13 protein-coding genes are annotated in these 14,374 nt (G+C 60.8%); 7 read left to right on the forward strand and 6 right to left on the reverse strand.

Going from position 1 to position 14,374, the window contains the following annotated elements:
• Positions 1-231, reverse strand: a complete 231-nt coding sequence (locus ACZK1G_RS02185) for a hypothetical protein (RefSeq protein ID WP_014035769.1) — start codon at positions 229-231, stop codon at positions 1-3.
• Positions 232-335: 104 nt separating this feature from the next.
• Positions 336-1,295: a mitochondrial fission ELM1 family protein gene (locus ACZK1G_RS02190; protein WP_101764814.1), complete on the reverse strand. Its 960-nt coding sequence runs from the start codon at positions 1,293-1,295 to the stop codon at positions 336-338.
• A gap of 126 nt (positions 1,296-1,421) precedes the next feature.
• Between ACZK1G_RS02190 and ACZK1G_RS02195 the strand changes: the two genes are divergently transcribed.
• Both ACZK1G_RS02195 and ACZK1G_RS02200 read left to right on the forward strand, forming a co-directional pair.
• On the forward strand, positions 1,422-2,012 hold the full coding sequence (locus ACZK1G_RS02195) for a malonic semialdehyde reductase (protein WP_049443517.1): 591 nt from the start codon (positions 1,422-1,424) through the stop codon (positions 2,010-2,012).
• 75 nt (positions 2,013-2,087) lie between these two features.
• Positions 2,088-2,795 (forward strand): YceI family protein, encoded by a 708-nt coding sequence (locus ACZK1G_RS02200; protein WP_005415047.1) that lies wholly within the window; start codon positions 2,088-2,090, stop codon positions 2,793-2,795.
• Positions 2,796-2,991: 196 nt separating this feature from the next.
• Here ACZK1G_RS02200 and ACZK1G_RS02205 read toward each other — a convergent pair whose 3' ends face one another.
• A complete protein-coding gene (locus tag ACZK1G_RS02205) occupies positions 2,992-3,393 on the reverse strand; it encodes a hypothetical protein (protein ID WP_049443660.1) in 402 nt (133 codons plus the stop codon).
• Between the two features lie 207 nt (positions 3,394-3,600).
• On the opposite strand from ACZK1G_RS02205, the gene ACZK1G_RS02210 reads away from it, so the two are divergent.
• On the forward strand, positions 3,601-4,434 hold the full coding sequence (locus ACZK1G_RS02210) for a hypothetical protein (protein WP_101764815.1): 834 nt from the start codon (positions 3,601-3,603) through the stop codon (positions 4,432-4,434).
• Positions 4,435-4,507: 73 nt separating this feature from the next.
• Here ACZK1G_RS02210 and ACZK1G_RS02215 read toward each other — a convergent pair whose 3' ends face one another.
• Together ACZK1G_RS02215 and ACZK1G_RS02220 are read right to left on the reverse strand one after the other, a co-directional pair.
• Positions 4,508-5,305, reverse strand: coding sequence for a siderophore-interacting protein (locus tag ACZK1G_RS02215; protein ID WP_101764816.1), 798 nt, complete (start codon positions 5,303-5,305; stop codon positions 4,508-4,510).
• Between the two features lie 60 nt (positions 5,306-5,365).
• Positions 5,366-5,926 carry a PadR family transcriptional regulator gene (locus tag ACZK1G_RS02220; protein ID WP_014035775.1) on the reverse strand — a complete coding sequence of 187 codons (561 nt, stop codon included), beginning with the start codon at positions 5,924-5,926 and terminating at the stop codon, positions 5,366-5,368.
• A gap of 547 nt (positions 5,927-6,473) precedes the next feature.
• On the opposite strand from ACZK1G_RS02220, the gene aceE reads away from it, so the two are divergent.
• From aceE to ACZK1G_RS02240, 4 genes are read left to right on the forward strand one after another with little or no spacing between them, the layout of a single operon-like run.
• On the forward strand, positions 6,474-9,161 hold the full coding sequence (gene aceE, locus ACZK1G_RS02225; RefSeq protein WP_046984452.1) for a pyruvate dehydrogenase (acetyl-transferring), homodimeric type: 2,688 nt from the start codon (positions 6,474-6,476) through the stop codon (positions 9,159-9,161).
• 52 nt (positions 9,162-9,213) lie between these two features.
• Positions 9,214-9,978, forward strand: coding sequence for a DarT ssDNA thymidine ADP-ribosyltransferase family protein (locus ACZK1G_RS02230; protein ID WP_197622119.1), 765 nt, complete (start codon positions 9,214-9,216; stop codon positions 9,976-9,978).
• Positions 9,966-11,039 (forward strand): type II toxin-antitoxin system antitoxin DNA ADP-ribosyl glycohydrolase DarG, encoded by a 1,074-nt coding sequence (gene darG / locus ACZK1G_RS02235; protein WP_197622118.1) that lies wholly within the window; start codon positions 9,966-9,968, stop codon positions 11,037-11,039. Before ACZK1G_RS02230 ends, darG begins: the two co-directional genes overlap by 13 nt.
• A 37-nt stretch (positions 11,040-11,076) precedes the next feature.
• A complete protein-coding gene (locus tag ACZK1G_RS02240) occupies positions 11,077-12,456 on the forward strand; it encodes an SIR2 family protein (RefSeq protein ID WP_197622117.1) in 1,380 nt (459 codons plus the stop codon).
• A 444-nt stretch (positions 12,457-12,900) separates the two neighbouring features.
• Here ACZK1G_RS02240 and ACZK1G_RS02245 read toward each other — a convergent pair whose 3' ends face one another.
• A complete protein-coding gene (locus tag ACZK1G_RS02245) occupies positions 12,901-13,800 on the reverse strand; it encodes an HNH endonuclease (protein WP_197622116.1) in 900 nt (299 codons plus the stop codon).
• Positions 13,801-14,374: the final 574 nt, after the last annotated feature.

Genomic DNA, 14,374 nt, shown 5'->3' on the forward strand with positions numbered 1-14,374 from the left:
TCAGCGCAGCGGGCGATCCACGCCCTTGCGCTTGAGTTCCTTGTCGCAGGCATCGCTGATCGGGGCGATCGGCAGCGGTGGGCGCTCGCCAGTCTTCGGATCGCGCAGCGCCGGCTGTTCGCGGTAGGCGTCCAGCTGCTGCTGGCATTGATAGGAGATCGGGTCCAGCTCGGTGGGCGCGGTGGAGCACGCGGCGAGCAGGGCCAGGGGCAGCAGGAGCAGGGTACGCATGAAGACGTTCAGAGTGATGGGGGAAGCTGGACTCTAACCGCGCAGCTGGATCGAAATGTTCAGAAATCGCTGGGCGGTCGGGACGTGCCGGCCAGCGGCCGGCACTACCCCAATGCCAGCCGCGCTTTCACTTCCGCCGCAATCCGTGCGGTTTCGCGCAGTGGCTCGATGCGGTCGTACTGCCAGTCCAGCCAGCGCGCCTGCAATCGCCCGCGCTCGCGCAGCTGTTGCTGGAAGCGCGCCAGCCGCCCCTGCACGGTATCGGCCAGCGCCACCATCACCGGCATGCGCGTGGCGCAGGCTTCAGAGAGCAGGTTCACCGAATCGGGCGAGACCACCACGCGGTTGGCCCAGCCGAGCAGGCCACCGTAGGGATTGGTACCGTCGCCACCATCGCCCCAGATCACGTGCGGCAGGTCGGCGAATTTCGCGCGCAGGATCTCGGCCAAGGCCGGTGGCGTGCGTCGCGAGGTGGTCGCCAGCAGGCTGCCGCCTTCGCTGCGGATCTGGTCGGCCAGTTCCTGGAACACACCGACCATCGCCGTCTCATCCCACGGCGCCAGCGGCGTCGGCCCGCCCACCAGCAGCGCAGTGCGCGGGCCGGGCAGGGTACTGAAGCCGGCGAACGCGGCGCGGCCCCAGGCCAGCCAGTCATCGTCCACCGGGTTGAGGCTGCCGAGCAGGGTCAGCACGTTGCTGCCGCGCAGGGCGTCATGTTCGGGCACCACCACCACGTCCCAGTGACGCGCGCCGATGCGCGGGTCCAGGATCTGCACCACCTGGCTGCCACGTGCGCGCAGCACGCGCAGGGCGCCAGCGGCCTGTCGGCCACAACCGATCGCCAGCGCCGGGGCCTCGGCGGCCAGTGACGCGAACGCCTCGCCATAGCCATTCACATCGCCCGGCAGGCGGCGCGGCGACAGCCAGCGCCAGGGCGCGCGGGGCTGCAGGACCAGCGGCTGATGGGTGCCCTGGCGCAGCGCCGAGGCCAGCGCGACCGCCTGGCGGACATTGCCCGCGCGGCCGTCGGTGACCGTCCAGGGCGCGCTCGATCGTTTCACCATTGGCATTAATTCGTTTCAGCCCTGCTGGGTGTTGCAACAGTCGCGACACTCTACACTGCGGCTCGTCGATTCGCCCCGCGCCGCCCGCGGGCACTGACTTCCTTTCGCCGCCCTGGAGATCCACCGATGTCCCACGCGCTCGACGCTGCTGCCCTCGATCAGCTGTTCCGTACTGCCCGTACCCAGAACGCCTTCCTCGACAAGCCGGTCCCGGCCAGCCTGCTGCAGGAACTGTACGACCTGGTGAAGTGGGGCCCGACCGCGGCCAACACCACGCCGGCCCGCTTCGTCTTCGTCACCTCGAAGGAAGCCAAGGACAAGCTGGCCCCGGCCCTGTCCGAAGGCAACCTGGCCAAGACCATGGCCGCCCCGGTCACCGCCATCATCGGCTTCGACCTGGACTTCCACGAAAAGCTGCCGTACCTGTTCCCGCACACCGATGCCAAGGCATGGTTCGACGGCCCGCAGGAAGGCCGCCACGAAGCCGCCATCCGCAACGGCAGCCTGCAGGGTGCCTACCTGATCCTGGCCGCACGCGCGCTGGGCCTGGATGCCGGCCCGATGTCCGGCTTCGATGCGGCCAAGGTGGACGAAGCCTTCTTCGCTGGCACCTCCATCAAGTCGAATTTCCTGGTCAACCTGGGTTACGGTGACCCGGCGGGCCTGTTCCCGCGTCTGCCGCGCCTGTCGTTCGACGAAGCGGCGCGCATCGCGTAAGTCGCTGTATCGATTCCGGGCCGCCCCCTTGGCGGTCCCTGCTGTACCCACCCTACGATCCGGAGAGTTCCTGAGATGAGCGCCACCCGTAAACTGCTGCTGCCGCTGGCCCTGACCCTGGCCATCGCCGCCTGCTCCAAGCCGGCCGACACCGCTGCCCCGGCGGCCGACGCCGCCGCCCCGGCCACCACCGAGCAGGCCGCCACCCCGGCTGCTGATGCCGCCGCCGCTGCGCCGGCCGCCGAAGCGATCAAGATCGCCTCGGGCACCTACAAGCTGGACCCGAGCCACACCGACGTGCTGGCGCAGTGGAGCCACTTCGGCTTCTCCAACCCGAGCGCGCACTTCGGCAACGTCGAAGGCACCCTGGTGTACAACGCCGAAGACGTGACCAAGTCCACCGTGGAAGTGAAGCTGCCGCTGAGCGGCCTGAACAGCTTCACCGCCAAGTTCGACGAGCACCTGAAGAGCGCCGACTTCTTCGACGCCGCCAAGTTCGCCGATGCCACCTTCAAGAGCACCAAGGTGGAAGCCGCTGGCACCAACAAGCTGACCGTCACCGGCGACCTGACCATCAAGGGCATCACCAAGCCGGTCACCCTGGACGTCACCGTCAACGGCGGCGGCGAGCACCCGATGGCCAAGGTTCCGGCCGCCGGCTTCGATGCCACCACCACCCTGAAGCGCAGCGATTTCGGCGTCGGCGCCTACGCCCCGAACGTCAGCGATGAAGTGAAGATCCGCATCACCACCGAAGCCACCGGCGAAAAGCCGGCCGCTTGATGCACCCCACTCACTCGTCGTGAGAAGGCAGAAGGCCCGCTGAAAAGCGGGCCTTCTTTTTGGGTGCTGCATGCGAGGTGCCCGATGCCGATGGGGTTGCCGGCCAGCGGCCGGCACTACCCGGTAGGTGCCAACCTGCATTGGGAGGGTGCGGACCTGCATCTGGTGGGTGCGGACCGTTGGTCCGCACGATCCATCAGCGCAACGTGCCCAACCACGCCCCACACGCTTCGCTCGGGCTCTGCTTGGCCTTCACTGTCATCCCGCTCACCCGCACGAAGGTCTGCGCGGCCTGCGCCACCACCTGGCGTGCGATCAGCGCCGCCTGCTTGGTCGCGGCCTGCTGCTTGCGCAGCTGCACGATGTTGATCGAAGGCCGACCGACCGGCGCATATTTCTGGTCGCGGCGCAGCACATCGGCTACCTGCGCCACTTCGAATTCGGCCTGCAGGTAACGGTGCTGTGCCTCCACCAGCTCACGCAGCGGTACGCGCAGCGCAGCGGTGTCGGCGAAGGCGGCCAGGGCCGCATCGCAGGCGGCGTCATCGGCAAAGCGGGTACGCAGCGCATCCACGCTGGCCAGGGTCAGTTTGGCCATGTGGGCCTCGTTGCTGCAGGAAAGGAGCGCGATTGTCGCATTGCTTGCCGGGTAATGCCGGCCGCTGGCCGGCAATTGCATGGGAGTGTGCGGACCAACGGTCCGCACCCACCAGTCGATGGCGGTCCGCACCCACCGAAGGCGGAGCAGCCGAGCGTGGGCTCGGCTCTACAATGGTCCGCTGTACCACCCATGGAAGGAAGATCCATGCAGGACGCGCAGTACTGGTTGAACGAATTCTGGACGGGCCTCAGCGTGCTCGATCTGCTGGGCGGCAGCCTGCTCGGCACGTTGCTGGGCCTGGTGCTGGGCATCGTCGCCTGGCGCTGGCTGCACCGCCGTGGTTGGTTGCAGCGGCGCAAGCGCTGGCATCACTGGCTGCTGGCCAGTTACGTGGTGCTGCTGCCGCTGGCCACCGCCTTCTTCGGCCTGCAGCTGGGCTTCACTGCCGGTGCGCACCGCGCGCTGTTCAAGCAGCTCGATCATTTCCAGCCGCACCTGCAGACCCTGGTGGAAGGCTGGAGCGAAGGCTTCACCGACTCGCTGGACGACCCGCGCATGCGCGAGGCATTGCGCAGCCAGGGCACGGTGGGCGATGTGGCCGACACCATCGCCTCGGCGTACCTCAGCGAACATCCGTTGCCTGGCCTCGACCGTCTTGGCGATGGCCCGCTGGCACGCGGCACCGGCTGGGTGATCGGCAAGGTGCGCGAAGGCCTGCTGCGCGGCATGGTGGAAGACACGCTGGTGGACAGGGCCGGCACGATTGGCCTGGAGCCCAAGGTGGTGCGCGAAGCGCTGACCATGCACGTCGATGAGCTGCTGCACACCCGTGGCGTGCTGCGGCTGGTGAAGGCGCAGATCAACGGCATGATGCCCGGCGTGTATTTCGGGCTGCTGCTGCCGTTGTTGATCATCGCGCTGCTGGTGGCGCTGGAGATCTGGGCCGCGCAGCGGTTCGGGTGGACGCGGCAGGTGGCATCCGGCGGGGTAGTGCCGGCCGCTGGCCGGCAATTGCAGGTTCCTGCCGAAGGTTCATGAGGTTGCCGGCCAGCGGCCGGCACTACCCATTCGAAGGCGTGCGGACCAACGGTCCGCACCTACCGTATTCTGCTCAATCGCCGTCGGTTTCGTCCGGGTGGGCCTTCCAGTAGCCGGTCGAGCGGATCCAGTCGCGCGGCACGCCCAGATGCCCTTCGATGAACTTGCGCATCATCCGTGCGCGGCGCGATTCGGTGGCGATCCAGTAGAAGACATCGCCGTCCGGCGCTTCGAAGTCGGTCAGCATGTCTTCCAGCAGCGTGCTGCTGGCCGCCGGGAAGCCGTTGCGCTCCAGCCAGTGGATGCGCACGTTCTCGTACTGCGGCAGGTCCTGGCGCTCGGCTTCATCGCTCACTTCGATGAAGGCCTGCACCTCGGCGCCGTCCGGCAGCACGTCCAGCCAGCGGGCGATGGCCGGCAGCGCGGTTTCATCGCCGATCAGCACATAGGCGTCGTAGCTGTCGGCTACCACGAACGAGCCGCGCGGGCCGCCGATCACCAGCACGTCGCCCGGCTGGGCCTGCTCGGCCCACGGCCCGGCAATGCCCTGGTCGTGCAGCACGAAGTCGATGGCCAGCTCGCCGGATTCGTGGTCCCACCAGCGCGGGGTGTAGTCGCGCGACGGCGAAGGCTCCTTGCCGGCCGGGTAGCTGCGGCCTTCGGCGGTCAGCACCGGCAGCACCATCTCGCCGCTGGCGTTGGGGAAGAACAGCTTGATGTGGTCGTCGGCGCCGGGCGAATCGAAGCCGGCCAGATCGTCGCCGCCCAGCACCACGCGGCGCATGTGCGGGGTGACGTCTTCGGTGCGCAGCACGGTCAGTTCACGGAAGCGCACGTCCAGGCGCAGGCGCGTGTTGTTGTGTTCGGTCATGGGGATACCTGCAAAGGTGTCGCGCGGGGGCGCGCGGCATGGGGGAGGACCTGGCTGGAGTCAGTCTGGCTGGGTCGTTGAAAGTGGTGATGCCTCGCTACCGGCGGTACCGTTCAGCAGGGCAGACGCCCGCGTCAGCAGCGCCGCCACCTCGTCCGCCTCACCCTCGGCCCAGCGGCCGTGGTGATGCACCAGCGCCCGCTTGAACTCGCGCAGGGCCGTGGCCAGCGGCGGCGGCAGCGAAGCCTTGGTGATCTCGCGGGCACGGTCGAAGGCACGCCGCTGCGCCAGACGCACCTGGGTGCGCTGCACCTTCAGCTCGAACTCGCCGGCGGCGGTGATACGGAAGATCCGCTTGCCGTCCACTTCCTCGGCCTCGATCCAACCGGCCTGCTCGAAGCTGGCCAGCAGCGGGTACATGGTGCCGGCGCTGGGTGTGTAGGCCTGCATGAACTGGTTGCTGATCAGCTGCATCAGCTCGTAGCCATGGCGCGGTTGTTCGCCGATCAGGGCCAGCACCAGCAGGCGCAGGTCGCCACGGCTGAGCACACGCGGCTGGCCGTTGCGGCGGGGCACCGCCGGATCGGTGGAACGGGCTCTGGGAGAAGCGGTACGGCTCATTTCGATATATCGGTAAACGAGTGTGCAAACGATATATCGATATATCGAAGCCGGCAATCATCGATCCGGCCACAAGCAGGTCCGTTTTGGGCCACGGCTGGCCGTGGGCCCACAGCAAAAGGGGCACCCCTTGCAGGGCGCCCCGGCGATGCTGTGGAAGGGAGCAGGGCCGTCAGGCCCCTCACTCGCGGCCCACGCTGGACCCGCTGCCGGCACCATTCCAGAGGCAGATGCGACATGTTGTCGCCGGTTCAGTACTCCCGCCCGGGGCGCACCTACGGCGGTGCCGGAGTTGCCCTACAACCGTCATCGGCAGCGGTAACACTGCGTCCTGCACATGGGCGCAGCGGCCCGCAAGCGACAGCCCGCGCAGCCGCCAAGGCCCGCCGCAGGGCCTTCAGCGGGCCCGGCAAGCCCCTTGCGGACACTGGCCGGTTGCATCCATACGCCTGCGTAGCCAAGTGACGAAAGCCCTTGGTGCGCTACACTTTGCGGTCTAGAAATCTATACAACAGTCGCGCGCGTGCGTGCGGTTATGGGAGCGCTAATGAACTGGTTGAACGAGGTGCTGAACAACGACCCGAATCCTGTGGAAACCCAGGAGTGGATCGAGTCGTTGAAGGCCGTTATTGATGTCGAGGGCTCCGAGCGCGCGCATCAGCTGCTGGAAGGCATGGTGGAACTGACCCGTCGTTCGGGCGCCTACCTGCCGTTCTCTCCCACCACCGAGTACGTCAACACCATCGAGCCGCAGCTCGAGGCCAAGAGCCCGGGCAATGCCGAGCTGGAATGGCGCATCCGTTCGATCATCCGCTGGAACGCGATGGCCACCGTGGTGCGTGCCAACCGCAAGCCGGGTGACCTGGGCGGCCACATCGCCTCGTTCGCCTCCGGCGCCACCCTGTACGACGTGGGCTTCAACCACTTCTGGCGCGCCCCGAGCGAAAACCACCCGGGCGACCTGCTGTTCATCCAGGGCCACAGCGCCCCGGGCATCTACGCGCGTTCCTTCCTGGAAGGCCGCATCAGCGAAGAGCAGCTGGACAAGTTCCGCATGGAAGTGGACGGCGGTGGCCTGTCCTCGTACCCGCACCCGTGGCTGATGCCGGAGTACTGGCAGACCCCGACCGTGTCGATGGGCCTGGGCCCGCTGGCCGCCATCTACCAGGCGCAGTTCATGCGCTACCTGGAAAACCGTGGCCTGATCGAGAAGTCCGACCGCAAGGTGTGGTGCTTCATCGGCGACGGCGAGAGCGACGAGCCGGAAACCCTGGGTGCCATCGCCCTGGCCGGCCGTGAAGGCCTGGACAACCTGATCTTCGTGGTGAACTGCAACCTGCAGCGCCTGGACGGCCCGGTGCGCGGCAACGGCAAGATCATCCAGGAACTGGAAGGCGTGTTCCGTGGCGGCGGCTGGAACGTGATCAAGCTGCTGTGGGGCGGTTACTGGGATGCCCTGCTGGCCAAGGACAGCGACGGCGTGCTGAAGAAGCTGATGATGGAAACCGTCGACGGCGAATACCAGAACTGCAAGGCCTTCGGCGGCGCGTATACCCGCGAGCATTTCTTCGGCAAGTACCCGGAAACCGCTGCGATGGTGGCCGGCCTGAGCGACGACGACATCTGGCGCCTGAACCGTGGTGGCCACGATCCGCACAAGGTGTACGCCGCCTACCACCAGGCCGTGAACACCAAGGGCATGCCGACCGTCATCCTGGCCAAGACCGTGAAGGGTTACGGCATGGGCAGCGCCGGTGAAGCGCTGAACCCGACCCACCAGACCAAGAAGCTGGACGACGAAGCGGTGCGCCACTTCCGCGACCGCTTCAACATTCCGGTGACCGACGCGCAGCTGGCCGACGGCCAGGTGCCGTTCTACCACCCGGGCCCGGATTCGCCGGAAGTGCAGTACCTGCAGGAACGCCGTGCCGCGCTGGGCGGCTACCTGCCGCAGCGCCGCCGCAAGGCCGACAAGACCTTCGTGGCGCCGAAGCTGGAAGCCTACGACCGCCTGCTGAAGAGCAGCGGCGAGCGCAGCTACTCCACCACCATGGCCTTCGTGCAGAGCCTGAACATCACCCTGCGTGACAAGGAACTGGGCCCGCACATCGTGCCGATCGTGGCCGACGAAGCCCGTACCTTCGGCATGGAAGGCCTGTTCCGCCAGATCGGCATCTACGCGCCGTTTGGTCAGAAGTACAAGCCGGTGGACGCGGACCAGCTGATGTTCTACCGCGAAGACCAGAGCGGCCAGGTGCTGCAGCAGGGCATCAGCGAGCCGGGTGCGATCAGCTCGTGGATGGCCGCCGGTACCAGCTACTCGGTCAGCAACGTGCCGATGCTGCCGTTCTACATCTATTACTCGATGTTCGGCTTCCAGCGCGTGGGCGACATCGCCTGGCAGGCAGCGGACATGCGTACCCGCGGCTTCCTGCTGGGTGGCACCGCCGGCCGCACCACGCTGAACGGTGAAGGCCTGCAGCACGAAGATGGCTTCAGCCACCTGGTGGCCGGTGGCATCCCGAACGTGCGCAGCTACGACCCGACCTTCGGCTTCGAAGTGACCGTGGTGCTGCAGCACGGCACCAAGCGCATGATGGAAGACCAGGTGGACGAGTATTACTACGTCACCCTGATGAACGAGAACTACACCCACCCGGAAATGCCGGAAGGCGCGGCCGAAGGCATCGTCAAGGGCATGTACCTGCTGACCGACGCCGGCAAGCCGAAGAAGGGCGAGCTGCGCGTGCAGCTGCTGGGTTCGGGCACCATCCTGCGCGAAGCCATTGCTGCTGCCGAGCTGCTGGACAAGGACTTCGGCGTGACCGCCGACATCTGGAGCTGCCCGAGCTTCAACGAACTGCGTCGCGATGGTTTCGACGTGGAGCGTGCCAACCGCCTGCATCCGGAAGGTGAGCAGCGCAAGGCCTACGTGACCGAGCTGCTGGAAGGCCGCCAGGGCCCGGCGATTGCCGCCACCGACTATGTGCGTGCGTATGCGGACCAGATCCGCGCGTTCGTGCCGATGTCGTACACCGTGCTGGGTACCGATGGTTTCGGCCGCTCGGATACGCGTGCGAACCTGCGCCGGTTCTTTGAGGTGGATCGGTACTACATCGCCCATGCCGCGATTGCGGCGCTGGCGAAGGAAGGGAAGATGACCGCGAAGGATGTGGCTCGGGCGATCAAGCAGTACAAGATTGATCCGGAGAAGGCTAATCCTGTTGGGGTTTGATTGATTAAGAGGGCGGCCATAGGCCGCCCTTTTTTCTATGGCCTTGGGCAGCATGCGCAAGGGAATTGCATCGAGTCTAATTGAACGAGCTCAGGGGGAGCGAATGCCCAACCGATTTGCATTTAGACAAGTGGATCAACGCGATCTTGCGACTTTCTTTAGGGATGGTGAGGTTCGTGCGAAGCTTCATGAAGATCCGCAAGCGTGCCATCAAACGAGCCACGTCCACATCGTCCAAAGGCGGAACTCGGATTTGGTAGAAATGCCACATGGGGGGGTGGTTAACGATTACGTTGCTTTCTATCTATCTCCGGTGACGGCATTTACGTATGCGATCCATCAAGGCTCAGTGGTGGTCTTGTCGCCAACCGCCAATCGGCTCGGTATGTCAGATGCTTCTCAGCGCGCATTTCTTGTCGCGAGTGTGCCGACGCTCTTCAGGAACTATCCGCAGGTTTGCTTCAGTAATTATGCTCTAAATACCAATGTCCCTTTGCCTGTGGTAGTGGCTGATCAGAGCCAATTTGAAACCCATATAAATTGGTTGCATTTTGATGATACACCGCGAACTGCCGACATTCCGGAGATAGGTTACGAGGGAGTATGTCGCTACTTCAATAGCTCCCCTACTCCAGGGCCAAGGCATCATCGGTCCACTGAAAGAATGGCGGAGCTACTTGTTAAGAATGCCGTCTCGATTAGTGATTTCTGTGCAATCGTTCTGCCTACGCAAAGAGCACTGATTGCAGCTCAGGCGCTGGCGAGAGAGAATGGGTATCAGGGGGTCATGGTCTGCAGGCCGGAGTGCTTTATCTAATGGCGATAAAATTTGAAAATGGTGACCTATTTCAATCCGGTGCTGAGGCATTGGTAAATACGGTAAATTGCGTCGGTGTTATGGGTAAAGGCGTCGCTCTAGAATTTAAGCGGCGCTGGCCAGAGAACTTTAAGTTTTACAAGAGGCACTGCGAAACAAAATGGCTGAGGCCCGGCCGTGTTTTGGTGTTCGATCGAGGCGGAATGTTTGGGAATGATGGCGTTAGATACTTATTCAATTTCCCTACCAAAGATCATTGGCGTTCGAAGTCGAAGTTGGATTTTATCGATAAAGGGCTTGATTCGATGATGGAAGAAATTGAACGGCTATCAATTCGGTCAATCGCTCTTCCGCCGCTTGGGTGTGGAAATGGGGGGCTGGAGTGGGATGAGGTGCGGCCGCTAATTGTCGAAAAAGTTTCGATAATGTCGAATGTTGATTTCCATATATTCGGCCCATCGGCTAGCCAGGTTGCGACGCCTGAGTTTAGGGAGGGTGGTGCCTTTATGAGTCCCTCTCGCGCCATTTTTCTAAAAGCTCTCGCGAATCTCGAGCCGGCTTTTGGTGGGGCTATCGATCGTCTTTCTCTACAAAAGGTTGCATACTTTCTTCAGGTTCTCGGGGTTAGGTTAAACCTAAGCTATGAGGATAGTCTTTATGGGCCATATTCAGAGGCGCTCAAGAAATCTCTGTTCTCCATGGCAAAAAATGGACAGATATCAAGTACTGAAAGCGATGGGCGTTTTTTCACCGTTACCCCTTCTGGGTTCGCTGCTTCTGAAGAATTCATTCAGGCTAATATTGCGATAGCAGGCGATGCAGATGCGGTCGTCGCGAATCTCGCCCACTTGCTGGAAGGGTTCAAAAGCCCCTATGGTCTTGAGCTCCTATCTACCATTCATTGGTATAGCTCGAGGCTAGGCCCGCAAGGGGAAAGTGAGATCGTTGATTCAGTCCATTCGCTGGGTGCCTATCGAAGGAATAGCTTTCCCAAATCGGAGATCCAACTTGCCCTCTCTAGGATTGTAGAAGACGGACTTGTCAGGATTCATGATAAATAGTTATACGATTGAGCCTAGGGAGTAAATGATTATGCCGATGGACTACAAGCAATATCAGGATGAAATTGTCATGGATGTTGGCTCAGTCCTGGCAAAGGCTGAGTGTCAACCCATAGTATTCATCGGTTCAGGATTTAGCCGTAGATACGCTGGCGGCCCCAACTGGGAGGAGCTTCTTCGGCAGTTGGCAGGTATATGCCCCAGGATAGATCGTGAATTTGCTTATTATAAGCAGGCATACTCTGGCGATCTTAAGAGAATTGGCTCTGTGTTTGCCGATGCCTTTCGAGAATGGGCCTGGGCGGAGGGGCGTGCTGAATTTCCAGAAGAGTGCTTTGGTGAGAATGCACCGCCCGATATCTTTGTGAAAACGAAGATTGCAGAGCTTCTGGCTGGGCTTGGCTCCACGAAAGGAGGGTATGGCTCAAAGGCGCTTGATCAAGAAATAAAGGCGTTTAGGAATATAAGTGCCCATGCGATAATTACAACTAATTACGATGAGTTAATCGAGCCATTATTCCCAGAGTACGAAAGAGTAATTGGCCAGCAAGTTCTAAGAAAGGCTTATCTTTCCATTGGGGAGATATTTAAGATTCATGGCTGCCGGTCTGAACCTGGCACTCTTGTTTTTCACCAGGAAGACTACGATCGCTTTAATGAGGATCACAAGTACCTGAGCGCGAAGTTGCTCACTTATTTTGTGGAGCATCCGCTGTTATTTGTTGGATACCGTGCAGAGGATCCGAATATAAAATCAATTCTCTATGATGTCTATCGAATGACTCGCGCTGGGGGCGGCTTGATTCCAAATATATACATTCTAGAATGGGATGAGTCTGTTGATGCTTCTTCATACCCGCCGCGAGATAAAGTAATATCAGTTGCGCCAGACGTAAATATGCGAGTTAAATGCATAGTCGCTTCAGGTTTTGAGTGGGTGTTCAAAGCCTTTGGGCAAGCGGGAAATTTGGAGAAGATCAATACGAAGCTGTTGCGCGCATTGATGGCGCGCTCGGTGGAGCTTGTTCGATCAAACATTCCAAAGAAGCACGTCGAGGTCGACTTTCAGCAGCTTGAGCAGACCGTTGAATCCGGCGAGAGTTTTGCGAAGCTCTTTGGCGTCACTTCCATCGCGGATCCTTCCAAGGTTAATATTGACTATAAATATGCTCTAACCGGCGTGGCCCAGAAGCTTGGATTTAAGACGTGGCATAAGGCGAGCGAGCTGATTAATTTGCTTCAAAGTCAATCTGGTTTTGATATGCGCGCCACCGATAATAAGTATCATATTGCAATTAAGTTGGGTCATAAATCAACGATGTTGGGGCATCGATACACTGATGCTGCTGTTGATGTTCTCCGTAAGGTTATGGATGGGGATGTTTATGAGCTTGACAAGAGTGCGGTGAGTCTATGATATCTGGTGCAAGTGCGTAAAGTTTATAGTGAGTTAGTTAATATATATTAATTTCTCGAGTCAGTTGCTGCTGGGCTTATCCGATCGCGCGGCCAGGAATTCGACGCCGAGCATTGAAATGCTTTGTCCTTCTGCTCATGCTGCTGAGATGAGTGATGTAGGATATCCATATCAGAATGCTCGGCGTCCAATGCCGGGTGCGATTGTTTGTGGCGAGTGATCGAGGTGCTGTTCGCAACAAAGATTCACAGCATTCACATTGCTATGGGTGGAGTGGCGTAAACAAATATTTTCTTGCGCTGCGGCTACGCCCTGTGCGTATTCGTGGCCGGTCGGAGTGCTGAAGTTTCTAGATATCGGATGCGAAACAGCCTCTATCTCTTGGCTCCGCAGTGCTTCTTTCGGAACGTGCAGTATATAGGCATGAAATCATTGATCTCTGGGTCATCGGACCTCGCGAGTGTAGGGCTCGTCAAAAACAATGTCTCTATGAAAATCTAGGAAGCTCTGCTGTTTCTGGGAGAAGACTCCGCACCGAAGAGATGCGTTCAAGCTTAGGCCGATTCTATTTTTAACATCGATAGGGATTTTGCTCGAAACGAGTAGGCGACCACTCGACGAGAAGCTAATCCATCCCCGATCAAACAGCAGATCTGCATGTGGAGCCAGCAACAGGCCGTTCTCGCCATCAACGCGCTCGCTATGGGTACTATCTGCCCATGGCTTGATGTGGCTCGCGCGTAGGAATCTAAGGTCCTCAATGCCGGTCAACCGGCAACCCTTCTCAATGCCAATCAGACGCTCGCGGAACAGGCGTTGCTTCGTCCGCACTTCGGTTTCGCGTCTTGCGCTCGTCGCGCCAACGTCATCTAGTGCAGCATCGATTTCTGCTTGATCCGACTCACCCGCCGTGAGGCCCAGCGAGGCTTCCAGTGATTTCAAGCGGAACACGATCGCAGATCTAGGCTGCCCTTCTCGATCTGGCGTGCCAGGCCGAACGTAGGAGGACTGGCAGATGAACCTACCAAGGTACCGGTAGGGCCGCCCCTTGCCCATCATCTGGAACACTACGAGCGTCTTGCCATCCTTCACGTGCTCGCCAATCGCTCGGTTGCCCGCCACATACTTCATGTCTCCGACTTGACCCTCGCCGAAGTAATGGAAGACTTCGTCGTCGTCCCAGAAATCATGGTAGCCATGAGACACGCCGGCCTCGCCAGTGAACGCGATGACTAGCGGATGCTCCTTGGGTGTCGAAATGCCGCCTTGCTGTTGCCCGCCAAGTACACCGTGGATCTGCTTTTGACGGTTGTAAAGCGCGCCCACCTCGAATGGGAGTTCCATCCTAGATCCCTGTCCCAGTAGCTAAGTGCCCAGGATTCTAGCCAGAACCAGGTTCTTTGTGTCATTGGTTGACGGGTTTGGCACTAGGACGGGGTGCAGATGGGGTCTATTGGGACGCAGGTCTAGGGCAGCCGTTCTCAGGTGGGCTCAAGTACCTCCTACGTTCCTCGGGTGAGCCCCATCCATCTTTCCAGCGCTGTAGCTGTATTGCATCGCTTGCAACCGTGGATATGGTGACTATCAGAAGACTTGGCCCAGAGTTGTCCACGAACAGAATGGCATCGCCACGTACGCTTATATCAAAGAAGCGTCTACCGAAATCATGCTTTCCGATGGTGATGCCTTGGCAAGACAACGCTTCGGCAAAGCTCTCGGCGTCGGCCCGAAACAGGGCAAACTCCGAGTCGGTGAGTCTTGGGTAGACCTCAAAATTCATCGTGTTGGCCGGCGCATGGGCCCTGCCGATGATCAATCCCAGTAGTGCAGCCGCCGTCAGGGCAAGTAAAGTCCGGCTCGGCATAGTGAGGCCAGTGTTGGAGGCTAAAGGGCTCAGACAGCGGCGAATGCTTAGGGC

This window comes from Stenotrophomonas sp. 109824_Sma (genome assembly GCF_056480025.1).